We start from the raw sequence: 26,439 nt of genomic DNA on the forward strand, positions 1-26,439 counted from the left end.
GCCCACCGCAGGACCGGGCCCCGCCGCCGGGCCTGGACCGAGCCCGCCCGGGTCCCGTACCGCGCCCGAGCCGTTCCCGGTCCGGGAGCGCCTGCTCCGGTCCCCGGTCCAGTTCCGGCCCAGCCGCTCCCGCTCCCTGCCCCTGTCAGGTCTTCGTCTTGTAGCCCCGCCCCCACTGGAGCCCCCACCCGTACAGCCGGTCGAGTTCGGCCTGGAAGCCGTAGACGAACTTCACCTCGCGGCGCACCACCAGGTCGCCCTTGACCGTCTCCATCGAGAACACCGCGCAGGACCGGGCCTGCGGGGCGCGCTCGTCCAGTTCGATCTCGACGCGTGGGCCGTTGCTCGGGTAGAGCGTGACGTTGGCGTGCGTCCGGTCGAAGGCTGGGGTGCGGTCGTAGATGTAGACGAAGACGAGCAGTCGTTTGATCTCTTCCCGGTGGTCGAGGTTGATGAATATCGTCTCGCCGGAGGGGGCTCCGAAGCGATCGTCACCGCTGAGTTTGATGTACGGCGCCTCGTTCAGGCTGCCGAAGAATCCGCCCAGTGGCTGCACCACGCCCTTGGTGCCGTCTGCCAGTTCGTACATGCACCCGATGTCGAGGTCGACGTTGACCACACCCTGGGTGTGGGCCTGCACGACGTCGGGCTTGAAGAATTTGAAGGGGTGGCGCAGCAGTCCGCCGCCCTGCCTCGACCGGCCCTCGATGTCCGAAGTGCGCATCCGCCACGACAGGTTGACCCGTAGGTTCCCGGTGGCGGCGCCCTGCTTGGTGAGTGAGACCGTCGGATTGCGCTTGGTCAGTTCGATCGAGTTCGTCGAGGCGCTGCCCGAATCGAATTGCGCTGCCTTGCCTCGCCACAGGTTGTCCCAGAAGGCCATCCCCGTCCCACCCCCACCATTTCCCACTCGTCGGACGCCCTACAGGACGTCCTCGGGACGCCGTACAGAACGTGAACAGCGGGGCGACCGGAAGGCTTCCGCCTCAGGTCGCCCCGCTCAGAGCGTTCCCGCTATCACCGCCTGGTCACACCCCGGAGGGGGACTCAGACATGGACTGTTGTCTTGTCTTGCGAATCTTCGCCACCTTCAGCCGCAACTCGCTTGTTGCGGACCACGGATGACCAGAAGGAGGCGGCGATCAGCACGATGCCGACCATGCCGGTGATGATCTCGTGAATCTCGTGCTCGATGGTGATGAGCAGGATCGCGGCGAGCGCGCCGATCGCGTAGTGGGCGCCGTGCTCCAGGTAGACGTAGTCGTCGAGGGTGCCCTGGCGGACGAGGTAGACGGTGAGCGACCTGACGTACATCGCGCCGATACCAAGGCCGAGCGCCATCCAGAAGATGTGGTTCGTGATGGCGAAGGCGCCGATGACTCCGTCGAAGGAGAAGGACGCGTCCAGGACTTCGAGGTAGAGGAAGAGGAAGAACGCGGCCTTGCCGGCGAGGCCGACGGCCGAGACCTGCTTGCCTTCGGCCTTGGCCTTCTCCTCCTCCTCGTGTTCGCGCTCCTCTTCCTCTTCGAGTTTGTTCTCGAAGAAGCTGGAGAGCCCGTTGACGGCGAGGTAGGTGATCAGACCGGCGACACCGGACAGCAGTACGGTGGCGGACTTGTCCGCGTACCCGGTGCTGGTGTGCGCGTTGGTGGCGAACGTCATGGCCGTGATGAGCAGGACGACCAGTGCGACGCAGACCGACAGCATGTCGACCTTGCCGAGCTTGGACAGCGGGCGCTCCAGCCAGCCGAGCCACTTGTGATCACGCTCGTCGAAGATGAAGTCCAGGAAGATCATCAACAGGAACATGCCACCGAACGCGGCGATCGCCGGGTGCGCGTCGGTAACCAGTGCCTCGTACTGTTCGGGGTGGTCCAGCGCCAACTGGACGGCCTCGATGGGACCGACCTTGGCACTGATGGCCACGATGGCGACGGGGAACACCAGCCGCATTCCGAACACGGCGATCAGGATGCCGATGGTGAGGAAGATCTTCTGCCAGAAGGCATTCATCTTCTTCAAGATCCCGGCATTGACAACGGCGTTGTCGAACGACAGCGAGATCTCAAGGATCGACAGGATCAGTACGATCCCGAACGCCTCCCACCCCCACTGCCAGGCCGCGAAGGCAAGGCCGGCCGCCGTGATGGCGAACGACCAGCCGAAGGTTTTCAGGATCACTGGCTACCCCATCTGGTGTCTAACGGGTTTTCCCCCGCGCGAGTACTGCTTTACGAAACGTTGACCCCGAAGTCTAGAGCGATGCCCCGCAGGCCCGACGCGTACCCCTGTCCCACTGCACGGAACTTCCACTCGCCCCCGTAGCGGTAGAGCTCGCCGAAGATCATCGCGGTCTCCGTCGACGCGTCCTCGGTGAGGTCGTACCGGGCCAACTCCTGGCCGTCCGCCTGGTTGACGACGCGGATGAACGCGTTGCTCACCTGACCGAAGGTCTGGCCGCGGGCGTCGGCGTCATGGATCGACACCGGGAAGATGATCTTGTCGACATTCGCGGGGACGGTGGGGAGGTTGACCAGCAGGGACTCGTCGTCGCCGTCGCCCTCACCGGTCAGGTTGTCACCGGTGTGCTCGACGGAGCCGTCGGGGCTGGTGAGGTTGTTGTAGAAGATGAACCACTCGTCGCCGAGCACCCGCCCTGACTGGCAGAGCAAAGCGCTGGCGTCGAGGTCGAACGGCGCTCCGGTGGTGGAGCGCGCGTCCCAGCCGAGACCGATCAACACCTGGGTGAGGTTCGGTGCGGCCTTGGAGAGGGAGACATTGCCCCCCTTGGCGAGTGTGACGCCCATGATGGTGAAGTCCTCCCCGAGGTGACGTGATGCCGGGTACGGCGCGCCTGACGCCGTACTCGTGATGCGCGTACGTGGTGCATGTGCGTGGTGCGCGTACGTGGTGCGTATCCGTGATGCGCGTACATGGTGCAAGTCCGTGGTGCATGTCCGTACGTGGTGCATGTGCGTGCGCGTACGTAGTCCTGGCGGAACCCCGCACGGTGAGGCGCGTCCGGCGCCGCACTCGGATGTGCGGCGCCGGACGGTCGGACCAGCGGCTCAGACGTTGACGCCGAAGTCCTGCGCGATGCCACGCAGGCCAGAGGCATACCCCTGTCCGATGGCGCGGAACTTCCACTCGGCGCCATTTCGGTAAAGCTCTCCGAAGACCATGGCGGTCTCGGTCGACGCGTCCTCGGTCAGGTCGTACCGCGCCAGTTCGTTGTTGTCCGCCTGGTTCACGACGCGGATGAACGCGTTGCGCACCTGGCCGAAGGACTGCTGGCGGGCCTCGGCCTCGTAGATCGAGACCGGGAACACGATCTTGTCGACGTCCGCGGGGACCCCGGCGAGGTTGACCTTGATCGCCTCGTCGTCGCCCTCGCCCTCACCGGTGGTGTTGTCACCGGTGTGCTCGACGGAGCCGTCGGGGCTCTTGAGGTTGTTGAAGAAGACGAAGTTTCCGTCGCCCGTGACCTTGCCCTCGGCGTTCGTCAGCAGGGCGCTGGCGTCGAGGTCGAAGTCGTTTCCGGTGGTCGTGCGGACGTCCCAGCCCAGACCCACGGTGACCGCGGTCAGGTTGGGCGCGGCCTTGGTCAGCGAGACGTTGCCGCCCTTGCTGAGGCTGACTCCCACGAGTCCTCCCTTGATGAGTTTCTCAGGGGCGGGCGGCCTCGGCCCCGGCCGCCGCTTCGGCAGCCGTCGCCGCGTCGCACGCGCCCCCTGGTGCAATTGGCATCGGATCAACGAGTGGATCCTAGTGACCGGTTCCCGCCCCTTGTGCGGTTTACGTGGTACAACCCCGTTCCCACAAGGCTTTTCGCGCGAGACTGTGACCGCGAGTGGCGAGTTGTCGTCACAGAGCAGCGAGAGCCTTGACGTACTCGTCGAGATCGCGTGCGTCCGGCAGCCCGTTGACGACCGACCAGCGCACCACGCCCCGCTTGTCGATGATGAAGGTGCCGCGCAGCGCGCAGCCCTTCTCCTCGTCGAAGATCCCGTACGCCCGTGAGATCTCTCCGTGCGGCCAGAAGTCCGACAGCAGCGGGTACTCCAGGTCTTCCTGCTCGGCGAAGATCCGCAGGGTGTGGATGGAGTCGGTGGAGACGGCGAGCAGCTGGGTGTCGTCGTTGACGAAGGAGGGCAGTTCGTCGCGCAGTGCGTGGAGCTCGCCGGTGCACACGCCGGTGAAGGCGAACGGGTAGAAGACCAGCACCACGTTCCTGCCGTGGTCGTCCCCGTCGGCGCCGCCGTCAGCGTCCGGGGCAACGCCACCGTCCGGGCCGCCGCGCAGGTCGCAGAGCCGTACGGTCCGCCCGTGGTTGTCCTTCAGGGCGAAGTCGGGCGCCTGGCTGCCGACGGGAATCCCCTTCGGCGTCGGTGTCTTCCGTGCCGTCCCTGTCATTCCTCACGCCCCCTCGTTCCCCGGTAGGTGAATCACCCGGTCCGTGAATCACCCCGGCCCGCCGGATCACCCGGCCCCGCCACCCTACGCAAGGGCCCCCGGCGGCGGATGCCGACGGGGGCCGTCAGTGCGTGGGAGGCTTGCGAGGCAGGTCTGCCGGGCCGCCGCTTCGGCTTTCGCGCTCGGATGCGGCGCCCGCTCTCAGCGCTTCGACTTGGCCGCCTTCGGCGTGACCAGTCGGCTGCCCGTCCAGTCCTTGCCGGCGTTGATGCTCTTGGTCTGCGCCAGGCCGGCGGTCTGTGCGGCCTCGTTGATGTCGCTGGGCTCGACGTAGTTGTCACGGCCGGTCTTGGGCGTCAGCAGCCAGACCGCCCCGCCTTCGTCGATCAGACCGATGGCGTCCACCAGCGCGTCCGTCAGGTCGCCGTCGTCGTCTCGGAACCACAGCACGACGGCGTCGGCCACGTCCTCGTAGTCCTCGTCGACGAGCTCCTGGCCGATGACGGCCTCGATGGACTCACGGAGCTCCTGCTCGACGTCGTCGTCGTAGCCGATCTCCTGGACCACCTGTCCGGGTTCGAACCCAAGCCTCGCGGCAACGTTGGTTCGTTCCTCCGCGTGGTCCGCGGTCGCGCTCACGGATTGCCTCCTGATCATGTTTTGGAAAATGCTTCAGCCACGCGCGTACGCGGGGCGCTGGCGGTAGTCCACACGGGCCGGGCGGATCGCGCAAGTACCCGACGGCCGAGACCGCCGAAACGGGTACGTTCCGGGCTGCTTCATCGCATCTCCTGACACCCCGATAACGCTGGACGTGATGCCTGCCAGGAGTTTCCTCCCTCTTTGTCATCCTACGCGGCTTCAATACGTCAATCGGGTCCGAACGGCCGAACGAAACGCATAGTCGCCTTGGGCGTAAGATTGCGATTTGGCCGGACCCGGAACACGGCGGACGACCATGCGGGGGACGGGATCCCCCGGAATTCGTCGCAGTGTGAGGGTTACCCCTCGGTAGAGGTGACGTTTCCGTCGCCGCGGTACACGATGGATACGCCGTACGGCCCGCTCCCCGTGCCTGTTCCCTGGCGGCAGAAGAGGCAAGCTCCACCGACAGCAGATGTACTCGCAGGACCCACAGGCGTGCCCAGCGTGATGATGTGACCGGTCCGACGGCCGGCCCGGACGCGGGGTGCGACACGACCCGAACAGCGAAGGAACAGTGTGGCTTCCGGATCCGATCGCAACCCGATCATCATTGGCGGCCTTCCCAGCCAGGTCCCGGACTTTGATCCCGAGGAGACCCAGGAGTGGCTCGACTCGCTCGATGCCGCCGTCGACGAACGGGGGCGTGAGCGCGCCCGCTATCTGATGCTCCGCCTGATCGAGCGCGCGCGCGAAAAGCGCGTGGCCGTGCCCGAGATGCGCAGCACCGATTACGTCAACACCATCGCCACCAAGGACGAGCCGTTCTTCCCCGGCAACGAGGAGATCGAGCGGAAGGTCCTCAACGCGACCCGCTGGAACGCCGCGGTGATGGTCTCCCGCGCGCAGCGCCCCGGGATCGGCGTCGGCGGTCATATCGCCACCTTCGCGTCCTCCGCCTCCCTGTACGACGTGGGCTTCAACCACTTCTTCCGGGGCAAGGACGGCGGTGACGGCGGCGACCAGATCTTCTTCCAGGGGCACGCGTCCCCGGGTATCTACGCCCGCGCCTTCCTGCTCGACCGGCTGAGTGAGGCGCAGCTCGACGCCTTCCGTCAGGAGAAGTCGAAGGCGCCGGACGGGCTGTCCAGCTATCCGCATCCGCGGCTGATGCCGGACTTCTGGGAGTTCCCGACGGTCTCGATGGGGCTCGGCCCGCTGGGCGCGATCTACCAGGCGCGGATGAACCGCTACATGGAGGCGCGCGGGATCGCGGACACGTCGCGGTCGCATGTGTGGGCGTATCTGGGCGACGGTGAGATGGACGAGCCGGAGTCGCTGGGTCAGCTGTCGATCGCGGCCCGTGAGGGGCTGGACAATCTGACGTTCGTCGTCAACTGCAACCTTCAGCGGCTCGACGGCCCGGTGCGCGGCAACGGCAAGATCATCCAGGAGCTGGAGTCGCAGTTCCGCGGTGCGGGCTGGAATGTCATCAAGCTGGTCTGGGACCGGTCGTGGGACCCGCTGCTGGCGCAGGACCGCGACGGTGTGCTGGTCAACCGGTTGAACACGACGCCGGACGGTCAGTTCCAGACGTACGCCACGGAGACCGGCGCGTACATCCGCGATCACTTCTTCGGTGACGACCAGCGGCTGCGGGCGATGGTCGAGGGCATGTCGGACGAGCAGATCCTGCATCTGGGCCGTGGTGGTCACGACCACAAGAAGGTGTACGCGGCGTACGCGGCGGCGAAGGCGCACAAGGGCCAGCCGACGGTGATCCTCGCGCAGACGGTGAAGGGCTGGACGCTGGGTCCGAACTTCGAGGGCCGTAACGCGACGCACCAGATGAAGAAGCTGACCGTCGCCGACCTGAAGGGCTTCCGCGACCGGCTGCATCTGCCGATCACGGACCGGGAGCTGGAGGACGGCCAGCCGCCGTACTACCACCCGGGCAGGGACTCGGAAGAGATCCAGTACATGCACGACCGCCGCAAGGGTCTGGACGGCTATGTGCCGACCCGTGTGGTGCGGTCGAAGCCGCTGGCGCTGCCGGGCGACAAGACGTACGCGGCGGCGAAGAAGGGGTCCGGTCAGCAGTCGATCGCCACGACGATGGCGTTCGTGCGGGTGCTGAAGGACCTCATGCGGGACAAGGAGATCGGCAAGCGTTTCGTGCTGATCGCGCCGGACGAGTACCGCACGTTCGGCATGGACGCGTTCTTCCCGAGCGCGAAGATCTACAACCCGCTTGGGCAGCAGTACGAGTCGGTCGACCGTGAGCTGCTGCTGGCGTACAAGGAGTCGCCGACGGGGCAGATGCTGCACGACGGCATCTCGGAAGCGGGCTGTACGGCGTCGCTGATCGCGGCGGGTTCGGCGTACGCGACGCACGGCGAGCCGTTGATCCCGGTGTACGTCTTCTACTCGATGTTCGGTTTCCAGCGGACCGGCGACCAGTTCTGGCAGATGGCCGACCAGTTGGCGCGCGGTTTCGTTCTGGGCGCGACCGCGGGTCGTACGACTCTGACCGGTGAGGGTCTTCAGCACGCGGACGGACACTCGCAGTTGCTCGCCTCGACGAACCCGGGCTGTGTCAGTTACGACCCGGCGTTCGGCTACGAGATCGCGCACATCATGGAGGACGGGCTGCGCCGGATGTACGGGCAGCCGCACCCGGGCGAGGACCCGGACGTCTTCTACTACCTGACGGTCTACAACGAGCCGATCCAGCACCCGGCCGAGCCGGCGGATGTGGACGTCGAGGGCATCCTCAAGGGTGTCCACCGCTACAAGCGGGGCGAGAGCGGCTCGATCCCGGCGCAGATCATGGCGTCCGGTGTGGCCGTGCCGTGGGCTGTCGAGGCGCAGCGGATCCTCGCCGAGCAGTGGGACGTGCGCGCCGACGTCTGGTCGGCGACGTCGTGGAACGAGCTGCGCCGTGAGGCCGTCGACGTGGAGCGGTACAACCTGCTCCACCCGGAGGAGGAGCAGCGCGTTCCGTACGTGACGCGCAAACTGTCCGGCGCCGAGGGCCCGTTCGTCGCGGTGTCGGACTGGATGCGTGCCGTGCCGGACCAGATCTCGCGCTGGGTGCCGGGGACGTACCAGTCGCTGGGTGCGGACGGTTTCGGTTTCGCGGACACGCGTGGCGCGGCCCGCCGGTTCTTCCACATCGACGCGGAGTCGATCGCTCTGACGGTGCTCACGGAGCTCGCCAGGGAGGGCAAGGTGGACCGCTCGGTGCTGAAGCAGGCAATTGACCGCTACCAGTTGCTGGACGTGGCGTCGGCGGACCCGGGCGCCGCGGGCGGCGACGCGTAGGGCGGCAGATGGTCGGTGGCCGGTTCCGTGGTTACGGGGCCGGCCACCGCTCGTTGGGGAGGGCGACGGCGCCGCGGTTCCGGCCGGGCGTCGAGGTTGCGGCCCGCGCATCGCTGTTAGGCCGGGCGTCGCTGTTCCGGCCGGTCGTCGCGTTCCCTACTCTTTGCGGCCATGAAGGAAATACCCGCGCGCGTGCGCTGGGAGCGGCGTACGCAGCGCCCGTTGCTGGCGTTCGCGCTGCTGTTCGGTGTCGCGTACGCGCTGCCCATCGTGATGCCGGGCGCGCACGGCTCCGTCACCCGCGTCTGTTCGGTCGTCGAGTGGGTGGTGTGGGGGCTGTTCGCCGCCGACTACTCGGTGCGGTTCGTTCTGGCCCGTGCCCGCTGGGAGTTCGTGCGGCGTCATCCGCTGGATCTGCTCGCCGTGCTGCTGCCGATGGTGGCGCCGCTGCGGTTGCTGCGTGTGGTGGCGACGCTGCTGCTGGTCGGGCAGCGGGCGAGGATCGCGAGTCAGATCAGGCTCACGACGTATGTGGTGGGGTCGGTCGCCGGGCTGATGATGTTCGGTTCGCTGGCCGTGCTGGAGGTCGAACGCGACTCCCCCGACGGGAACATCAAGACGCTGGGTGACGCGGTGTGGTGGTCGTTCACGACGATGACCACGGTGGGGTACGGGGATCTGTCGCCGACGACGGGCCTCGGGCGGCTCCTCGCCATCGGTCTGATGCTGAGCGGGATCGCGCTGCTCGGGCTGATCACGGCGAACATCGCGACCTGGTTCATCTCCCGTTTCGAGCAGGAGAGCGCGGGCGAGAAGCGTCAGACGGCCGCGATCGAGCTGCTGACCGAGGAGGTGCGGGAGTTGCGCGCGGAAGTGGGCCGGCTGTCGGGGGCCGCCCTGCCCGGTCGAGCGGGGGAGAGCGACGGTACGACAGCCGGCCGCACACCGGTCTGATCGCGCTGTCCGATCCTGTTGGTCCTGACGATCCTGTCGGACCTGTGAATCCCGTCGTGGGTGCCCGAGTGGCCGGTCAGACCAGCCACATGAGCGCCAGTACGGTGTCGACGATTCCGAGGGTGAAGGCGATCACCGCGGGAACGTACGCGGTGCTCCACCGCCGGCCCATGCCGAGCCAGCCGAGCACGATGGCCAGCGGGCCGAGCACGATCGACGCCACGAACAGGCCCGCGACGGCGAAGACCAGACCTACTATTCCGATGGTCACGCGGTCCGTCCCGGTCCGCGACCCCATCCGGCCGCGTGAACGAGGGTGCTTGCGTGTCCGGGTGTTTCCGAAGCCCGTCATCATCACTCCCTGTGTCGGTGGATGTGGGCTGTCTGAAACTTCGGGTACCCCCGCTCAGCGCTCCCAGACCTTGAAGGCCCGTACGCGGTGGGGCGACTGGGGGATCCAGGTGCCGTCGCCCGGGTACGTCTCGAACTCGCCGCTCTCCTCGCACTCGTCGGACTGGTAGGTGGTGACGGGCCGCCCCAGCCGGTTGACCAGGGACTGGGCGTCGGTGCCGGACGGCAGGGGGACGCAGTTCTGGATCTCGGTGCGGAAGAGCTCATGGGTCTGGCGGGCGCCGCGGAAGTCCGGTTTTCCCCACAGGCAGAGTTCGCCGGGTCCGCAGGCGCCGCGCGGTGCGGCGGCTGCTCCGGCGGCCGGGGCCGCGGTCGGCAGGAGGACCGTGGCGGCGGCCAGGGTGGCCGCGGTGAGCATGGTGGCAGGCGTGGTCGTACGCATGTCGGTGAACCCCCGTGTCGTGCTGATCAGTTGTCGGCACTCTCGCCCGGCGGGCCGCTCCACGGGAAGAGGATCTTGCCGGACTCCACCCGAACAGGGGACGGCCCCGCCGGGATGTCCGGGCGGGGCAGTCGTGCTGAATCACGTCCTGTTGACGCACCGACTCTCGTCGCACCCTGTCGGCGCCGTCCCGTCAAACGCGCCGCGGCCGCGTGTCAGATGTGGACGCCGCCCCCGGCCGCGTCCGCGTTGTCGCCGCGTTTGGCGCGGGTGGCGACGAACGCCGCGATCACCGCGACCGTGCCGGCGACCAGGAACGCCAGGCTCATCCCGGACACGAAGGTGTCCTGCATGACTCCGGTGATCCTGGCGAAGATGTCGGGTGTGACACCGGGTGCCTCGGCGAGGGCCGGCGGGGCGACGCCGATCTCGGCGGCCTGCTCCAGGGAGGGGTCCAGCGGCAGCGGGATGCCCGCGTCCTGCCAGTTGCCCTCCAGGTCGGCGCCGACCTTGGCGGACATGACGGCGCCGAGCACCGCCGTGCCGAGCGCGCCGCCGACCTGCATCGCGGCCTGCTGGAGACCGCCGGCGACGCCGGAGAGTTCCAGCGGAGCGTTGCCGACGATGACCTCGGTGGCGCCGACCATGACCGGGGCCAGGCCCATGCCGAGGAGCGCGAACCAGAGCGACATCACGGGCGTACCGGAGCCGGGCGACAGGGTGGACATGCCGAACATGGCGGCGGCCGTGGCGACCATGCCGCCGACCAGCGGGACCCGTGGCCCGAACCTGGTGATCAGCATGCCCGCGACGGGTGAGGCGATGATCATCATGAGGGTCAGGGGCAGCAGGTGCAGGCCGCTGTCGACGGGGCTCATGCCGTGTACGCCCTGGAGGTAGAACGTCACGAAGAAGAGGCCGCCCATGAAGGCGAAGGCCATCAGCACCATGAGGATCGTGCCGGCGCTGAGCGGTACCGACCGGAACATGCTCAGTGGTACGAGGGGTTCCTTGACCTTCGTCTCCCAGACGGCGAACAGGACGAAGCACAGGACCGCGGCGCCCAGGAACCCCCAGGTGCCGGCCGAGGTCCAGCCCCAGGACTCGCCCGCCTTGATGATCGCCCAGATCAGGGAGAACATCGCGGCCGAGAGCAGCAGGATCCCGACGACGTCGAAGGACTTGGGCGCGTTCGCCGCGCGGTGGTCCTTGAGGATCACCAGCCCGAGGATCAGGGCGACGACGCCGACGGGCACGTTGATGAAGAACACCGACTGCCAGCTGACGTGTTCGACTAGCAGACCGCCGACGATCGGGCCGCCCGCGGTGGAGGCGCCGATGACCATGCCCCAGATACCAATGGCCATGTTCAGCTTCTCGGCGGGGAAGGTGGCGCGCAGCAGTCCGAGGGCGGCGGGCATCAGCAGGGCGCCGAAGACGCCCTGGAGCACGCGGAAGGCGACGACGAACGCCACGCTGTCGGAGAAGCCGATGATGGCGGAGGCCGCGGCGAAGCCCGCGATGCCGATGAGGAAGGTCTGGCGGTGGCCGAAGCGGTCGCCGAGCTTGCCCGCGGTGATGAGCGCGACGGCGAGCGCGAGGAGATAGCCGTTGGTTATCCACTGCACCTGGGCGAAGGTCGCGCCCAGGTCCTCCTTGATCACCGGGTTGGCGATCGCGACGATCGTGCCGTCGAGCGCGACCATCATGACGCCGATGGCGACGGAGAAGAGCGTCAGCCATGGGTGGCCGCGCAGGCCCTTGGGGGCTCCCGGAACCGCTTCCCGCGGGTCTTTCGGCGCCGATTCGACGGTGGTCTGACTAGTCATGTCGCGAGGCTAATGACAGCGTCTGACAGTTGACAAACCATTTCACTAGTCTGTAACTGTCACGTGGCTCACATCTCAGGTGGGGTGGGCATCGGCGTACGGAGTGGGCCGGAAGTGACGGGACGGAGGACCTGCGGGCGATGGACGGGCAGCGGGCGGCACAGCACCCGGCGGGACTCCGGGAACTGAAGAAGCGGCGTACGCGCGACGCGCTGCTGCGGGTGGCTCTCGACCTGTTCACGACGCGGGGGTACGAGGAGACCACCGTCGACGAGATCGCCGGGGCCGTCGACGTCTCGCAGCGCACCTTCTTCCGCTACTTCGCGAGCAAGGAGGAGGCGGCGTTCACGATCCAGGATCTGGTGGAGACGCGTTTCCTCACGGAGCTGCGTCAACGTCCGTCCACGGAGACCCCTTTCGAGGCCATGCATCACGCGGTGCTGGGTGCGTGGGGCAGCATCAACGAGGCGATCGAGGCGCTGGTCCCGGTCGAACTGCATCTGCGCACCTACCGGATGATCGAATCCACCCCTTCGCTGCTGGCCGCGCATCTGCGGCGCGCCACGGAGCTGGAGGAGCAGGTCGCGCTGGTGATCGCCGAGCGCGAGGGGCTCGATGTGGAGAGCGATCCGCGTCCGCGCGTGGCCGTCGCCGCGTTCTCCGGGGTGATGCGGGTGACGGGGCGGCTGTGGGGGCAGGGCCGTGAGACCGGTCTGGACGGGCTGCGTGAGCTGACGGAGTCGTATCTGGACCAGCTCGTGCCCACCCTCGCGGGGGACTGGAGCGCTCCGCGAAAGCCGTCGAACGGCGCCCGCCGGACGGGCTGAGGCCTCACCGCGCGTGACGGCCGTGCCCGCGGCCGAGGTTCGGCACCGCTGACCGCCAAATCGATTCGTACCTTTCGTTCCGTTACGTACGACACAAGGATGCTCCAGTGCGTGCGCGCTACCCCGACGGAGCGTGAACAAACGGCAGTTCACCCCTCTCCACGCGGTGATCTGTCTCACGGTCGTCATGAGTGCCGCCGAACGTCTCCTAGTGTGTGGCGCAGTGACTTCCCTAGACTCCTCCCCGTCCCTCACCGCGTGGCGCACTCTGCTGGCACTCGCCGTGGTGTTCGTGATGCTGGCGACCACCGGGTGGACCGCGCTCCAGCAGGACGGTGAGCCCGGCACCGCGCGCGAAAGAGCCCTGTCGGCCTGGGAGAAGGGCCGGGTCGGTGTCCTCGACCTGCCGGACCCCGCCTCGTCGCACCGGCGGATCGCCGAGTTCTTCGCCTCGCTCACGGCCGCGCAGCGCGTCCGGCTCGCCGACCGGTACCCCCTGGTGGTGGGCAACCTCAACGGCGCGCCCCTGACACTTCGCTACCGCGCCAACCGGCTCGCCGTGCTCCAGGCGCGTGACGTCGAGCGCGAGCGGATGCGCGACGGCAGGCTGTCCCTCGACGGGCGGCAGCTGGCGAACCGGCGGATGCACCGCTTCGAGTCGATGGCGAACGGCGACCGCCACATCCTCGCCTTCGATCCCACCGGCAACGGCCGCGCCGCCGAGGTCTTCGGCGATCTCGGCAGCGCCAGGCGCGTGTCGGTGGTCGTCCCGGGCGTCGACACGAACCTGCTGACGTTCGAGCGCACGCAGCGGCGCTTCACCGCGCCGGTCGGCATGGCCAAGTCGCTGTACGACGCGGAGCGGGCGGCCTCGCCCCGTACCAGGACCGCCGTCATCGCGTGGGCCGACTACACGGCGCCCGCCGGTCTCGGCATGGACGCGGCGATCGGAAGACTGGCCTCCGACGGCGCCGTACGGCTCAACGCGCTCACCAAGGCACTGCCCGGCGACTCCCGGGTCTCCCTGATCTGCCACAGCTACGGTTCCGTGGTGTGCGGCATCGCAGCCCGCCGGCTGCCCGCCCGGGTCACGGACGTGGCGGTCGCGGGCAGTCCCGGCATGCGGGTCGAGTCGGCGGGACAGCTGGACACCCACGCCCGGGTGTGGGCGATGCGCGACCAGGACGACTGGATCCAGGGCGTGCCGTATCTGGAGGTCGTCGGGCTCGGCCACGGCGCCGACCCGATGACACCGGACTTCGGCGCGCGGGTGCTGTCCGCACGGGGCGCGGTCGGCCACAGCGGCTATTTCGAGCCGGACACCGAGAGTCTGCGGAACTTCGCGGACATCGGGGTCGGTTCGTACCGGAACACCAGTTGTGCGGACGAGGGTGACACCTGCCGGAGCTGAATCTCCGGCGCCGAGGTGAACTGACGCGCGTAGAACTCGGGGCGTCGGGGTGGGCTCCGAGGGGCGACGTGCGGTCTTTCGCCGCATACGATGAGGCACATGGGTGATGTGCTGGCCGGAATTCATGCCACCTGGGAGTTCGAAAGCGACTCCGTGCTCATCCGCTTCGAACGGGGGATACGCACGCCAAAGCTCTTCCAGGCACTGCGCGAAAGGCGCGTACCGCACGAGGCGTTGACGTCGGTGACGCTCACCCCGGGCAGACGCGGGACGGTGGTGCTGCACGCCGTGCCCCGACCGGGCGCCGACCCCCTGATGGAGGCGGCGGCGGGCCAGCTCAAGGACACCTGCGATCCGTACCGGCTGGTGCTGCCCGCCGAGCGCGAGACGCTCGCGGAGTACTACGCGGACGAGTTGCGCGCCGCCCTCAACGCGACCGCGCCGCTCGACGAGCGGGAGCCCGCCGACCGCTATCTGGTGGATCCTCCCCCCCGCGCCGCTGCACTTCAAGGCGTACGACGGCAAGGCGTCCTTCGACGGGTCCAAGGTGTCCTTCCGCTGGTTCTGGACCGGCGCGTCGTCGGCGAAGTGGAAGGCCGGCGACCAGCGGTTCCGCGTCCCCGAGCTGTGCGGGGTCGAATGGCGCTCCCCCGAGGTATTCGACGGCTACCTGCGGCTGCTGCGCCGGGGCGACCAGGAGCAGCCCACCCAGGCCGACCACGACCCGGCGGCGGTGGTCTTCGGCCTCGGCTACGGGCCGGTCCACGAGTCGCTGCCGTTCGCGGCGGCGGTGCTGGCCGCCGTACGGACCTCGGGGCCCGCCCCCGCCCTGGACGCCGGGCCGGTCCCGGTGCCGGTGATGGCAACGGGGCGGCGCGACCCGGCCGACATCGCCGAACGGATCCGGCACCTGGGCGAGCTGCACGAGGCGGGGCTGGTCACGGACGACGAGTTCAGCGCGAAGAAGGCGGAACTGCTCGCCGAGCTGTGACGCGCGTAGCGGGCCTGCCCCCTACTGGGGTACGAGGCCGGGTGTGGCTCCTGGGTATGACGCCGCCGGCGCGCGGGCTGCATACGCTGAACCGGCCATGAGTACCGAAGCCCCGCCCCCTCCCCCGGCGCCCCGCACCGCCCGCGCCCGTGAGTCGCTGCGCTCGCTCGGCAGCGCCCTGCGCACCCCGGCCGCGTCCACCGAACCGCTGCTGGCGCGTGCCGCGAAGCCCTGGCAGCGCTACGCGCCGTACGTCGTGGCCTTCGGCTTCGCCGTCGCGCTGCTGCCCGTCACGGTGACCGTGCTCGTCCAGGACTACGGCCTGGCCGGCGGCTGGGCGGGGTCGCTCGCCACCGCGCAGGCGGCGCCGCTGCTGCTCGCCGTGACCCGGCCGCTCCAGGCGTGGTGGATCATCTTCTCGGCGGACATCGTCGGCGCGGTGCTGCTCCTGACCACGGCGGACGACCTCGACGGCCGGTCCTGGCCGTGGACACCGATGGTGGTCGTCGGCTACCTCCTGCTGATGGTGTGCCTGGGGCTGCGCGAGCCGCGCCGTACGCTGCTCGCCGTCTGGCTCGCGACCGGGGCGGCGGGGCTGGCCTTCGAGCTGGTCTCGCAGGACCGCAGCGACGGCGTGCACCTCCTGCTGTTCGTACTCAGCGGGATGATCCTGCTGGTCACGGCGGCCCTGCGGGAGCGCGGTGACGCCCAGCGCAGGCTGGTGGAGCAGGAGACGATCAGTGAGGTCGAACGCGCGCAGCGCACGCTGCTGGAGGAACGGGCCCGTATCGCGCGCGAGTTGCACGACGTGGTCGCCCACCACATGTCGGTGATCACGGTGCAGGCCGACTCGGCGCCGTACCGGATCGAGGGGCTGCCGGAGGCGGCGCGCGAGGAGTTCTCGACGATCGCCGCCGGGGCGCGGGAGTCGCTGACCGAGATGCGGCGGCTGCTGGCGGTGCTGCGCAGCGACGGCTCGGCGGGCGAACGGGCGCCGCAGCCGGGGCTGGGACGCGTACAGCAGCTCGTCGAGGCGACGGTACGGGCCGGGGTGCCGGCCGAGCTGTCCCTGGCGGCGGATCTCGGCCCCGTCCCGCCGTCCGTGGACCTCTCGGCGTACCGCATCATCCAGGAGGCCCTGTCCAACGTCGTACGGCACGCGCCCGATGCCCCGACCAGGGTCTCGGTGACCTCGGACGCCGACTGGCTGACCGTGCTGGTCGTCAACGGGCCCGCGAGCGCCCGCACATCGCCGCTGGAGTCCTCAGGCACCGGCCACGGGCTGGTCGGTATGCGCGAACGCGTACGGTTGACCGGCGGCACGCTGGACACGGGACCGCTGCCGGACGGCGGGTTCCGGGTCGCCGCGAGGCTTCCGCTGGCGCCGGACACCGCCCCGACCTCAAAGGAACCGACGTGACCATCCGCGTGATCATCGTGGACGACCAGGCCATGGTGCGGGCGGGGTTCGCCGCGCTGCTGTCCGCGCAGGCCGACATAGACGTGGTCGGCGAGGCGCCGGACGGGCGCCAGGGCATCGAGGTCAGCCGCCGCACCCACCCCGACGTGGTCCTGATGGACGTCCGGATGCCGGAGATGGACGGCCTGGCGGCGGCCCGCGCGCTGCTGGACCCGCCGGTGGGGGTGGTGCACCGGCCAAAGGTGCTGATGCTGACCACGTTCGACGTGGACGACTACGTGTACGAGGCGCTGCGCGCGGGGGCGTCCGGGTTCCTCCTGAAGGACGCGCCGCCGGCGGACCTGATCTCGGCGGTCCGCGTGGTCGCGGCGGGCGAGGCGCTGCTGGCGCCGTCCGTGACGCGCCGGCTGATCGCGGACTTCGCGCAGCAGCGGCCGGCGCCGCGCAAGGACCGCTCGCTGCGGCTGAAGGGGCTGACGCCGCGCGAGACGGAGGTGCTGGAACTGATCGCGCGGGGGCTGTCGAACCAGGAGATCGCGGAACATCTGATCCTCGCGGAGCAGACGGTGAAGACGCATATCGGGCGGGTGCTGGCGAAGTTGGGGTTGCGGGACAGGGCGCAGGCGGTGATTTTCGCGTACGAGTCGGGGCTGGTTGCGCCTGGCGGTTGAGGTGTTTCGTTGACCGGTTCCGCCCGGTGGTCGGGTTGTCCTCAATCGCCGGACGGGCTTGTTCGGTGCGGACCGGTGGGGTGTGAACAGCGCCACGTGGCGGTGTGAGGGGGGCGGGGGCGCAGGAGGGGTGTGTTCGGACACTTGGGCTGATTTGTGGCGCGTGAACAAGGTGGGTCAGCGGGTCCAACGAGCCCTGCACGCGCCGTAAATCACGCCGTCCGGACATACCCGTCCGGAGACCCCTCACCCCGACCACGACCGCGACCGAACCCACCCCACCCCCTACCCAGGTCGCACCCCCGACTTGGCACCCCGGTGTGACGTCGCACCACCCCTCGTCTTCCTACCTTCCTCCCGCCACACCCCGTGGCCACGACGAGGGAGACGCGAGATGCGCCGCTACAGAAGGACCTTGGTCGCCATCGCGCTGATGGCCACCCTGGTGTCCGGCACCGCCGGATGGGCCGCCGGGAGTGGGCAGCGGGCGGTCGACGGGCCGCCGCCCGGCAGCGCCGCCTGGCGGCACGACGGTTCGCTCGGACGCGCGCTGCCCGACCCGGAGACCGCGCCCCCCGCCCAAGTCGCCTCGTTCTTCCGCACGTTGAGCCCCGCGCGGCAGCGGGACCTGGCCGAGCGGCACCCCTCGGTCGTCGGGAACCTCGACGGCGCCCCCGTCGAACTCCGCTACCGCGCCAACAGGCTCGCGCTCACGAAGGACCCCCGCTACACCCGCCTCGCGGCGCCCGGCCGACAGATCATCGCCTTCGATCCGCGGGGGCGCGGCACCGTCGCCGAGGTGTACGGGAACCTGCTGACGTCCCGTCATGTCGCCGTCGTGGTGCCGGGTTCGGACATCGACGCGGGGACGTACGACCGGCCGGGCGACGCGTACGGCACCCCCGCCGGGATGGCCACGTCGCTGCGGACGGCGACCGAAGGCCGTACCGCCGTGGTGGCGTGGGCCGGTTACACGACGCCCGTCGGCGTCGGACTGGACGCCGCGACCGGTGGGCTCGCCGAGGTGGGCGCGGAGCGACTGACCCGGTTCACCGAGGGGCTGGCCGCCGCCGGTGTGAGGACGCCCGCGCTGTTCTGTCACAGCTACGGCTCCGTGGTGTGCGGGCTCGCCGCCGCGGAGGCGAACGCGTCGGACATCGTGGTCCTCGGCTCCCCCGGCATGCGCGCCGCCAGCGCGGACGCGCTCGGCACGGATGCCCGGGTGTGGGCGGCGAAGGACCCCTCGGACTGGATCTCCAAGGTGCCGAACGTGGAGTTCCTGGGCCTGGGCCACGGCGCGGACCCGGCGGCGGAGAGCTTCGGAGCGCGCCGTGTCCCCGCGCGGACCGCGCACGGGCATACGGGCTACTTCGCCCCGGGCACGGACTCGCTGCGTGCGTTCGCCTCGATCGCCACGGGTGGTGACGTGCGATGAGACTCGCCGAGAGGATCGAGGCGCGGACGCCCGCGTTGCGTGACCGCGCGATCGACGGTCTGCGCGCGCTGGCGCTGCTCGCGGTGCCGACCGGGCACTGGCTGCTGGGCGGATTCACCCTGGACGACGGCGCGTTGCGCAACGCGAGCCCCCTGAGCACGTTCGGCCTCGTGGCGCCGGTGAGCTGGGTGCTCCAGATGCTGGGCATCTTCTTCCTGGTCGGCGGTTACGCGTCGGTACTCTCCTACCGGCGCAGGAAGGGTTCCACGGCGGCGTGGCTCCGGCAGCGCGTCATCCGGCTGGGGCGGCCGGTGCTCGGTGTGACGGCGGTGTGGGCGGTGCTGATTCCGGTGCTGTACGCGGCCGGTGTGCCGGGGACGACGCTGCGTACGGGCTCGACGCTGGTGGTGCAGCCGCTGTGGTTCGTGGGGGTGTACGTCGTGGTGACGGCGCTGACGCCGTACTGCGTGCGGGCGGCGGGGCGGCTGGGCGCGTGGGCGGCGGCGCCGTTGCTGGGGGTGGTGGCCGTCGTGGACGTGCTGCGGTACGGCCCGTACGGCGAGGCGATGCCTTCGTGGCTGAGCGTGGTCAACATCCTGCCGGGCTGGCTGTTCGCGTATCAGCTGGGTGTCTCGTGGGGCGAGGGCAGGATCGGCCGGCGCGGCGCGCGGGTGCTGCTCGTGGGTGGCGGGGTGCTGTTCGCCGTACTGCTGCTGGTCTTCCACTACCCGGCGTCGATGGTCGGGGTGCCCGGTGAGGCGCGGACCAATTCGCATCCGCCGTCGCTGCTGGTGCTCGCGCTGGCCGCCGCGCAGAGCGGTGCGGCGATCCTGCTGCGGGACCGGATCGCGGGTGTGCTGCGCAGGCCCGCGCTGTGGGCGCCGGTCGTGGTGATCAATCTGTCCGCGATGACGATCCTGTGCTGGCACCAGACGGCGATGCTGGCGGCGGCGGTGCCGGGTTCGTATCTGGGGGCGGTACCGGGGCTGACGACGGCGCCGGATTCGTACGGCTGGATTGTCGGCCGGGTGCTGTGGATGCCGCTGTTCGCGGTGCTGCTGGTGCTGATCGCCCGGTACGCGCGGGCTTTCGAGGCGCCGTGGCGGTCGGGGACGCGGGCGGCGAGTGCCCGCCGGGCAGCGGCGGGGCTGCTCGCGGCGGGCTTCGCGGTGTACGCGCTGGCATCGTGAGGCGCTGCGCGGCGTGGGCGTTACTCGCGGGCGGCGGCCGTCGCGGACATGTCCGGGTAGCGGTCGCCGGCGACCTGCCCGGCGATCGGCTCCAGGAGCGCCAGCTCCTCGGGGGTGAGGGTGATGCGGGTGGCGGCGGCGTTCTCCAGCAGGCGCGAGCGCTTGCGGGTGCCGGGGATCGGTACGACGGTCAGGCCGTGTTCCTGGGCCCGCTGCTGCACCCAGGCGAGCGCGATCTGGCCGAGGGTCGCGTCGTGCGCGGCGGCGATGGTGCGGACGGGTTCGAGGAGGGCGGCGTTGCGGCCCGCGTTGTCGCCGGTGAAGCGGGGCTGGGTGAGGCGGATGTCGGCGCCCTTCAGTTCCTTGTCGGCCCGGGTGAACGAGCCGGTCAGGAAGCCGCGTCCGAGCGGTGAGTACGGGACGAGGGCGACACCGAGTTCGGCGGCGGCGGCCACGGCGCTCGTTTCGACGTCGCGGGAGAACAGCGACCACTCGGACTGGAGAGCGGTGATGGGGTGCACGGAGTGCGCCTCGCGCAGTTCCGCGCCGGTGACCTCGCTCAGGCCGAGGTATTTGACCTTGCCCTCGGCGACGAGATCGGCCATCGCGCCGACGGATTCGGCGAACGGTACGGCGGGGCTGTGCCGGTGCATGTAGTAGAGGTCGATGACGTCGACACCCAGGCGCCGCAGGGAGCCCTCGACGGCCTGCCTGATGTAGGCGGGGTCGTTGCGGACGCCCCGGTATTTCGGGTCGTCGCCGCGTTCGATGCCGAACTTGGTGGCGAGGGTGATCTCGTCGCGGTGTGCGGCGACGAAGGGCGCGAGGAACGTCTCGTTGGCGCCGCGTCCGTAGGCGTCGGCGGTGTCGATGAGGGTGACGCCGGTTTCGAGGGTCGCTTCGAGGGTGTCGCGGGAGGCGGTGTCGTCGGTGTCGCCGTAGAACTCGCTGATGCCCATGGCGCCGAAGCCCTGGACGCCGACGGTGGGTCCGGCGGCGCCGAGCGTCACCGCGGTGATCTTCTCCGTGCTGGGGGTGTTCATGAGGCCCTTTCCGAGGCGGGGCGCGCACCGGCGTAGTAGTCGATCTTGTAGTCGAGTACGGCGAGGGTGTCGTGGAGTTCGGCGATCCGGGTGCGCACGTCGCGCCGGGTCTGCTCCAGCAGCTCCTGCCGCCGTTCGAAGGTGTGCTCGCCCTCCCGGACCAGTTCGGCGTAGCGGACCATGTCGGCGACCGGCATCCCGGTCAGACGCAGTTTGCCGACGAAGGCGAGCCAGTCGAGGTCCTGGTTGGAGAAGCGCCGCTGTCCGGTGTGCGACCGGTCGACGTGCGGCATGAGTCCGATGCGCTCGTACCAGCGCAGGGTGTGCGCGGTGAGGCCGGTGAAGGAGACGACTTCGCTGATCGTGTACTGGTCCCGTCCGGCGGGGCGGGGGTGCGTGGGCGGGGCCGATACGCAGAGGTCCTCGGTTTCCGTCCGGACGGGCGTGCTCTCCATCAGCGTCATGCCTTCAACGTAGGACCTTGGAGTGCACTCGAAGCAAGTGTGACCCGTGACGATTTTCGCGCGTCGCGCTCCCGGGGTCGGGCGCCGGGCGTGCCCGGTCTACGCTCGTGGCCATGCAGAGCCTGGCGATGATCGAGAACTGGCCGGTGCCGGCCGCCGCGGCGGCCGTCGTACGGGCGGACGGCACGGTGAGCGGATCGTACGGCCCGACGGGGCGCCGTTTTCCACTGGCGTCGGTGACCAAGCCGCTCGCCGCGTACGCGGTGCTCGTGGCGTACGAGGAGGGTGCGGTCGAGCTGGACGAGCCGGCCGGGCCCGAGGGCTCGACGGTGCGGCATCTGCTGTCGCACACCAGTGGTCTGGCCTACGACGAGCACCGGGTGACGGCCCCGCCCGGCACCCGGCGGCTGTACTCGAACGCGGGTTTCGAGGCGCTCGGGGACCATGTGGCGAAGGTGACGGACATCCCGTTCGGCGAGTATCTGCGCCAGGCGGTGCTGGAGCCGCTGGGCATGACGTCGACGACGCTGGACGGTTCGCCCGCCAGGGACGGTGTCTCGACGGTGGACGATCTCGTCGCGTTCGCCGCGGAACTCCAGGCGCCGCGGCTGCTGGACCCCCGTACGGTGCTGGAGGCGATGACGGTGGTTCATCCGGGGCTGGCGGGGATTCTGCCGGGTTACGGGCATCAGAAGCCCAACGACTGGGGTCTGGGCTTCGAGATCAGGGACTCCAAGTCGCCGCACTGGACGGGCGGTTCGTCGTCGCCGCGTACGTTCGGCCACTTCGGGCAGTCGGGGACGTTCCTGTGGGTGGATCCGGACGCGGGCGCGGCGTGCGTGGCCCTGACCGACCGGGACTTCGGTCCCTGGGCGGTCGAGGCGTGGCCGCCGTTCACGGACGCGGTACTGGCGGAGCTGCGGTCGGCGCTCTAGCGCGGTCGCCGGGCGGCGGGCCCTTGGGCGCCATGCTTGTCCTCAATCGCCGGACGGGCTGCGTTCGCGGTCCGTTGGGCGGGCGCTAGCCGCCGTCCCGCCGTTCGGGTCCCAGTTCCCAGATCAGCGTCTCGGACTGGGTTTCCGCGGTGAGTTCGAGGCCGTCGGAGTCCGTGATGCGCGCCGAGTCGCCGGGGCCCAGTTCCACGCCCGCCAGGATCACCAGTCCACGGACCACGTGCAGATACGCCCGCGCCGCGTCGGGCACCGCCGCCCGTTCGCCCTCCTGGAGCCGGCGTACGTGCAGCATCGCGCCGGCCTCGGGCAGCGCGTACGGCGTGGAGTCGGCGATGCCGCGCACGATCTCGTAGCGGGGGTCGCCGCCGGGCGCGAGCGGGGCGAGCCACATCTGGACGAAGACCAGCGGGCGCTCGCCGTCGTTGCGCTCCACGTGCCGTACGCCGCCGCCCGCGCCGAGCCGCTGGACGTCGCCGGGCCGTACCACCGTGGCGTTCCCGGCGGAATCGCGGTGGGTGAGTTCTCCCTCGACGACCCAGGTGACGATCTCGGTGTGGCTGTGCGGGTGTTCGTCGAAGCCCGCGCCGGGCGCGAGGCGTTCCTCGTTGCAGGCGATCACCGCGCCGAACCGGAGGTTGTCGGGCTCGTAGAACTGCCCGAAGGAGAAGGCGTGGAGGGACTCGATCCCGGTGGACGGGTCCCCGCCGGGATAGCGGTCGTCGGCGTACCGGACGGAAATCACGTCCCCACGGTAGACCCGCCCCGGCACGTGGCCGTCCGGATAAGGCAGTCTTGTCCCGTGCCTGAACCCGCGAACGAAGCCCATCCGCATCCCGCGACCCTGCGCCGACTGGAGAAGTCGGCCGGCCGGCTGGCCGCGAACGCGATCGCCCGCATGGACGAGAAGCTGCCGTGGTACCGGGCGATGCCGCCGGAGAACCGTTCCTGGATCGGTCTGGTGGCCCAGGCGGGGATCGCTGCCTTCACCGAGTGGTTCCGGCATCCGGAGACCCCGCAGGCCATCTCCACCGATGTGTTCGGTACGGCTCCGCGGGAGTTGACGCGGGCCATCACGCTGCGCCAGACCGTCGAGATGGTGCGCACCACCATCGAGGTGATGGAGTCGGCGATCGAGGAGGTCGCGGCGCCCGGTGATGTGTCGGTGCTGCGCGAGGCGCTGCTCGTGTACGCGCGGGAGATCGCCTTCGCCACCGCGCAGGTGTACGCGCAGGCCGCCGAGGCGCGCGGCGCGTGGGACGCGCGGCTGGAGTCGCTGGTGGTGAACGCGGTGCTGTCCGGCGAGGCCGACGAGGGCGCGGTGTCACGGGCCTCGGCGCTGGGCTGGAACTCGCCCGAGCATGTGTGTGTGCTGCTGGGCACGGCGCCCGACGGGGACAGCGAGCTGACGGTGGAGGCGATCCGCCGGGCCGCGCGGCACGCCAAGCTCCAGGTCCTCACGGGGGTGCTCGGTGACCGGCTGGTCGTCATCGCGGGTGGCAGTGACAATCCGCTCCAGGTCGCGAAGGCGCTGATCGGACCGTACGCGGCGGGTCCGGTGGTGGCGGGTCCGGTGGTGCCCGACCTGCTGGCGGCCACGAGGTCGGCGCAGGCGGCTGCGGCCGGACTGAAGGCGTGTTCGGCCTGGCAGGACGCGCCGCGTCCCGTACTGTCGGACGATCTCCTGCCGGAGCGCGCGATCGCGTCGGATCCTGCCGCGCGTGAGCAGTTGGTGGAGGAGATCTACAGACCGCTCGAAGAAGCGGGCTCGGCGCTGCTGGAGACTCTGAGTGTGTATCTGGAGCAGGCGAGCAGTCTCGAAGGCGCCGCCCGGATGCTGTTCGTACACCCCAACACCGTGCGCTACCGGCTTCGACGTGTGACGGACGTCACCGGCTGGTCACCGTCCGACGTCCGTTCCGCTTTCACTCTGCGGATCGCGTTGATCTTGGGGCGGCTGGCCGACGGAGATTCGTCCTCATAGCTTTTTGTGGGACATCAACAATTCCCCCGACGGTTCTTCGTCCCTGTCCCCACGGGCGTCGGAGGCCGTCCGCAGGAGAGAGTGTGAGGGTGCTCGTACTCGTCGCTCCCGGCCAAGGCGCTCAGACGCCCGGCTTCCTGACTCCCTGGCTCGACCTCCCCGGCGCCGAAGACCGGCTCCGGGCGTGGTCGGACGTCATCGACCTCGATCTGGTCCACTACGGCACGAAGGCCGACGCGGACGAGATCCGCGACACCGCGGTGGCCCAGCCACTGCTGGTCGCGGCCGGGCTGCTGTCGGCCGAGGCCGTGCGCGGGCTGCTCGGCGACGGCGCGGGCGCGGGTGCGGTCGCGGGGCACAGCGTCGGCGAGATCACCGCCGCCGTGTACGCGGGTGTGCTGGGCGAGGAGGCCGCGCTGGGCTTCGTCCGTACGCGCGGTCTGGCCATGGCCGAGGCGGCGGGCATCACGCCGACCGGTATGGCGGCGCTGCTCGGCGGCGACCCGGACGTGACCCTGCCGCATCTGGAGAAGCTCGGTCTGACGCCGGCGAACGTGAACGGCGCGGGCCAGATCGTGGCCGCCGGCACGCTGGAGCAGATCGCGGCGCTGGAGGCCGACAAGCCCGAGGGCGTACGCCGCGTGGTGGCCCTCAAGGTCGCGGGCGCCTTCCACACCGAGCACATGGCTCCGGCGGTTGCGAAGCTCGCGGAAGCGGCCGAAAAGCTTGACGTGTCAGACCCGGCCCTGCCGTACGTCTCCAACAAGGACGGGCAGACTGTGACCACGGGGGCCGAGGTCGTCGCGCGTCTGGTCGGCCAGGTCGCGAACCCGGTCCGCTGGGACCTGTGCATGGAGACGTTCAAGGAGCAGGGTGTGAGCGCGCTGATCGAGCTGTGCCCCGGCGGCACGCTGACCGGCATCGCCAAGCGCGCCCTGCCCGGGGTGCGGACCCTCGCGCTGAAGACCCCCGCCGACCTCGACGCGGCTCGCGAGATCGTCGCAGAGCACGCTTCTTAAGGAGCCCGAGAGAGCATGGCGAAGATCAGGCCCAGCCAGGGCGCGCCGTACGCCCGCATCATGGGTGTCGGCGGCTACCGTCCGACGCGCGTGGTGCCCAACGAGGTGATCCTGGAGACGATCGACTCGTCCGACGAGTGGATCCGCTCCCGCTCCGGTATCGCGACCCGCCACTGGGCCTCCGACGAGGAGACCGTGGCGATGATGTCGATCGAGGCGTCCGGCAAGGCCATCGCCGACGCCGGGATCACGCCCGAGCAGATCGGCGGCGTGATCGTGTCGACCGTCTCGCACTTCAAGCAGACGCCGGCCGTCGCGACGGAGATCGCCGACCGGATCGGGGCGGGCAAGCCCGCCGCGTTCGACATCTCGGCGGGCTGCGCGGGCTTCGGCTACGGGCTGACGCTCGCCAAGGGCATGGTCGTCGAGGGCTCGGCGCAGTACGTACTGGTCATCGGTGTGGAGCGGCTGTCGGACCTCACCGACCTCGAAGACCGCGCCACGGCCTTCCTGTTCGGCGACGGCGCGGGCGCGGTCGTCGTCGGCCCGTGCGATGAGCCGCAGATCGGTCCGACGGTCTGGGGTTCCGAGGGCGACAAGTCCAACACGATCATGCAGACCGTGCCGTGGGACGACTACCGCAAGGGAACGGTCGAAAGGTTCCCCGCCCTCACGCAGGAGGGCCAGGCGGTCTTCCGCTGGGCCGTCTTCGAGATGGCGAAGATCGCCCAACAGGCCCTCGACGCGGCCGGGATCACCTCGGCGGACCTGGACGTCTTCATTCCGCACCAGGCCAATATGCGGATCATCGACTCGATGGTGAAGACTCTGAAGCTGCCGGAGCACGTCACGGTCGCCCGTGACGTGGAAACCACCGGCAACACCTCGGCCGCCTCGATCCCGCTCGCGATGGAGCGGCTTCTGGCGACCGGTCAGGCGAAGAGCGGTGACACCGCGCTCGTCATCGGCTTCGGGGCGGGTCTCGTGTACGCCGCGACGGTCGTTACCCTCCCCTAGGCACACCGGAACTTTCCGGACCGTGCTCGTACAAATCCCTCTGCTCACGCTGAATATCGAAG

The 26,439-nt window shown here is 69.7% G+C and carries 24 protein-coding genes and 1 pseudogene; 13 read left to right on the plus strand and 12 right to left on the minus strand.

What is annotated here, in order from left to right:
- Window positions 1-145: 145 nt before the first annotated feature.
- From ACFWHU_RS07730 to ACFWHU_RS07755, 6 genes are all read right to left on the minus strand, one after another.
- Window positions 146-883: a Tellurium resistance gene (locus ACFWHU_RS07730; RefSeq protein ID WP_387224327.1), complete on the minus strand. Its 738-nt coding sequence runs from the start codon at window positions 881-883 to the stop codon at window positions 146-148.
- A gap of 164 nt (window positions 884-1,047) precedes the next feature.
- Window positions 1,048-2,181, minus strand: a complete 1,134-nt coding sequence (locus tag ACFWHU_RS07735) for a DUF475 domain-containing protein (RefSeq protein ID WP_385792851.1) — start codon at window positions 2,179-2,181, stop codon at window positions 1,048-1,050.
- 50 nt (window positions 2,182-2,231) lie between these two features.
- Window positions 2,232-2,807 (minus strand): TerD family protein, encoded by a 576-nt coding sequence (locus ACFWHU_RS07740; RefSeq protein WP_385792850.1) that lies wholly within the window; start codon window positions 2,805-2,807, stop codon window positions 2,232-2,234.
- Between the two features lie 261 nt (window positions 2,808-3,068).
- Complete coding sequence (locus tag ACFWHU_RS07745; RefSeq protein WP_385792849.1) at window positions 3,069-3,644, minus strand: TerD family protein; 576 nt, start codon at window positions 3,642-3,644, stop codon at window positions 3,069-3,071.
- A gap of 220 nt (window positions 3,645-3,864) precedes the next feature.
- The gene (locus ACFWHU_RS07750; protein WP_385792848.1) at window positions 3,865-4,413 is read right to left on the minus strand and encodes a peroxiredoxin; all 549 of its coding nucleotides are present in this window, start codon (window positions 4,411-4,413) and stop codon (window positions 3,865-3,867) included.
- A gap of 201 nt (window positions 4,414-4,614) precedes the next feature.
- Window positions 4,615-5,052, minus strand: coding sequence for a DUF3052 domain-containing protein (locus ACFWHU_RS07755; protein WP_078077509.1), 438 nt, complete (start codon window positions 5,050-5,052; stop codon window positions 4,615-4,617).
- A gap of 582 nt (window positions 5,053-5,634) precedes the next feature.
- On the opposite strand from ACFWHU_RS07755, the gene aceE reads away from it, so the two are divergent.
- Together aceE and ACFWHU_RS07765 are read left to right on the plus strand one after the other, a co-directional pair.
- Window positions 5,635-8,379 (plus strand): pyruvate dehydrogenase (acetyl-transferring), homodimeric type, encoded by a 2,745-nt coding sequence (aceE, locus tag ACFWHU_RS07760; RefSeq protein ID WP_385792847.1) that lies wholly within the window; start codon window positions 5,635-5,637, stop codon window positions 8,377-8,379.
- 171 nt (window positions 8,380-8,550) lie between these two features.
- A complete protein-coding gene (locus ACFWHU_RS07765) occupies window positions 8,551-9,333 on the plus strand; it encodes a potassium channel family protein (protein ID WP_385792846.1) in 783 nt (260 codons plus the stop codon).
- A 76-nt stretch (window positions 9,334-9,409) separates the two neighbouring features.
- On the opposite strand, the gene ACFWHU_RS07770 is transcribed toward ACFWHU_RS07765, so the two are convergent.
- From ACFWHU_RS07770 to ACFWHU_RS07780, 3 genes are all read right to left on the minus strand, one after another.
- A complete protein-coding gene (locus ACFWHU_RS07770) occupies window positions 9,410-9,604 on the minus strand; it encodes a hypothetical protein (RefSeq protein ID WP_329032922.1) in 195 nt (64 codons plus the stop codon).
- Between the two features lie 135 nt (window positions 9,605-9,739).
- A complete protein-coding gene (locus tag ACFWHU_RS07775) occupies window positions 9,740-10,126 on the minus strand; it encodes a peptidase inhibitor family I36 protein (protein ID WP_385792844.1) in 387 nt (128 codons plus the stop codon).
- A gap of 215 nt (window positions 10,127-10,341) precedes the next feature.
- A complete protein-coding gene (locus tag ACFWHU_RS07780; protein ID WP_387224476.1) occupies window positions 10,342-11,835 on the minus strand; it encodes an MFS transporter in 1,494 nt (497 codons plus the stop codon).
- Between the two features lie 260 nt (window positions 11,836-12,095).
- Here ACFWHU_RS07780 and ACFWHU_RS07785 point away from each other — a divergent pair, with 260 nt between their 5' ends.
- The 7 genes and pseudogenes from ACFWHU_RS07785 to ACFWHU_RS07815 all read left to right on the plus strand — a co-directional run bounded on the left by ACFWHU_RS07785 (window position 12,096) and on the right by ACFWHU_RS07815 (window position 19,900).
- A complete protein-coding gene (locus ACFWHU_RS07785) occupies window positions 12,096-12,782 on the plus strand; it encodes a TetR family transcriptional regulator (protein WP_387224328.1) in 687 nt (228 codons plus the stop codon).
- Between the two features lie 223 nt (window positions 12,783-13,005).
- Complete coding sequence (locus ACFWHU_RS07790; protein ID WP_387224330.1) at window positions 13,006-14,193, plus strand: alpha/beta hydrolase; 1,188 nt, start codon at window positions 13,006-13,008, stop codon at window positions 14,191-14,193.
- Between the two features lie 99 nt (window positions 14,194-14,292).
- Window positions 14,293-15,184, plus strand: a pseudogene (locus ACFWHU_RS07795) (DUF4429 domain-containing protein).
- Window positions 15,185-15,281: 97 nt separating this feature from the next.
- Window positions 15,282-16,604, plus strand: a complete 1,323-nt coding sequence (locus tag ACFWHU_RS07800; RefSeq protein ID WP_387224331.1) for a histidine kinase — start codon at window positions 15,282-15,284, stop codon at window positions 16,602-16,604.
- On the plus strand, window positions 16,601-17,275 hold the full coding sequence (locus ACFWHU_RS07805) for a response regulator (RefSeq protein WP_385792835.1): 675 nt from the start codon (window positions 16,601-16,603) through the stop codon (window positions 17,273-17,275). The genes ACFWHU_RS07800 and ACFWHU_RS07805 overlap by 4 nt, the downstream gene beginning before the upstream one ends.
- 394 nt (window positions 17,276-17,669) lie before the next feature.
- Window positions 17,670-18,710 carry an alpha/beta hydrolase gene (locus ACFWHU_RS07810; RefSeq protein WP_387224332.1) on the plus strand — a complete coding sequence of 347 codons (1,041 nt, stop codon included), beginning with the start codon at window positions 17,670-17,672 and terminating at the stop codon, window positions 18,708-18,710.
- Window positions 18,707-19,900, plus strand: a complete 1,194-nt coding sequence (locus ACFWHU_RS07815) for an acyltransferase (protein ID WP_387224334.1) — start codon at window positions 18,707-18,709, stop codon at window positions 19,898-19,900. Before ACFWHU_RS07810 ends, ACFWHU_RS07815 begins: the two co-directional genes overlap by 4 nt.
- Window positions 19,901-19,920: 20 nt before the next feature.
- Here the strand turns inward: ACFWHU_RS07815 and ACFWHU_RS07820 are convergent, their stop codons facing one another.
- Window positions 19,921-20,943, minus strand: a complete 1,023-nt coding sequence (locus tag ACFWHU_RS07820; RefSeq protein ID WP_385792829.1) for an aldo/keto reductase — start codon at window positions 20,941-20,943, stop codon at window positions 19,921-19,923.
- A complete protein-coding gene (locus tag ACFWHU_RS07825; RefSeq protein WP_147872917.1) occupies window positions 20,940-21,407 on the minus strand; it encodes a MerR family transcriptional regulator in 468 nt (155 codons plus the stop codon). Before ACFWHU_RS07825 ends, ACFWHU_RS07820 begins: the two co-directional genes overlap by 4 nt.
- Before the next feature lie 113 nt (window positions 21,408-21,520).
- Here ACFWHU_RS07825 and ACFWHU_RS07830 point away from each other — a divergent pair, with 113 nt between their 5' ends.
- Window positions 21,521-22,342, plus strand: coding sequence for a serine hydrolase domain-containing protein (locus ACFWHU_RS07830; RefSeq protein WP_387224336.1), 822 nt, complete (start codon window positions 21,521-21,523; stop codon window positions 22,340-22,342).
- A gap of 85 nt (window positions 22,343-22,427) precedes the next feature.
- Here ACFWHU_RS07830 and ACFWHU_RS07835 read toward each other — a convergent pair whose 3' ends face one another.
- On the minus strand, window positions 22,428-23,102 hold the full coding sequence (locus tag ACFWHU_RS07835) for a pirin family protein (RefSeq protein ID WP_387224338.1): 675 nt from the start codon (window positions 23,100-23,102) through the stop codon (window positions 22,428-22,430).
- A gap of 57 nt (window positions 23,103-23,159) precedes the next feature.
- Between ACFWHU_RS07835 and ACFWHU_RS07840 the strand changes: the two genes are divergently transcribed.
- The 3 genes from ACFWHU_RS07840 (at window position 23,160) to ACFWHU_RS07850 (ending at window position 26,377) form a co-directional block, all read left to right on the plus strand.
- On the plus strand, window positions 23,160-24,341 hold the full coding sequence (locus tag ACFWHU_RS07840; protein WP_385792825.1) for a PucR family transcriptional regulator: 1,182 nt from the start codon (window positions 23,160-23,162) through the stop codon (window positions 24,339-24,341).
- A gap of 89 nt (window positions 24,342-24,430) precedes the next feature.
- Window positions 24,431-25,360 carry an ACP S-malonyltransferase gene (locus ACFWHU_RS07845; RefSeq protein ID WP_385793095.1) on the plus strand — a complete coding sequence of 310 codons (930 nt, stop codon included), beginning with the start codon at window positions 24,431-24,433 and terminating at the stop codon, window positions 25,358-25,360.
- Window positions 25,361-25,375: 15 nt separating this feature from the next.
- Window positions 25,376-26,377: a ketoacyl-ACP synthase III gene (locus ACFWHU_RS07850; protein WP_387224341.1), complete on the plus strand. Its 1,002-nt coding sequence runs from the start codon at window positions 25,376-25,378 to the stop codon at window positions 26,375-26,377.
- Window positions 26,378-26,439 lie beyond the last annotated feature (62 nt).

It is taken from the genome of Streptomyces sp. NPDC060366 (assembly GCF_042725135.1).
Taxonomy (GTDB): domain Bacteria; phylum Actinomycetota; class Actinomycetes; order Streptomycetales; family Streptomycetaceae; genus Streptomyces.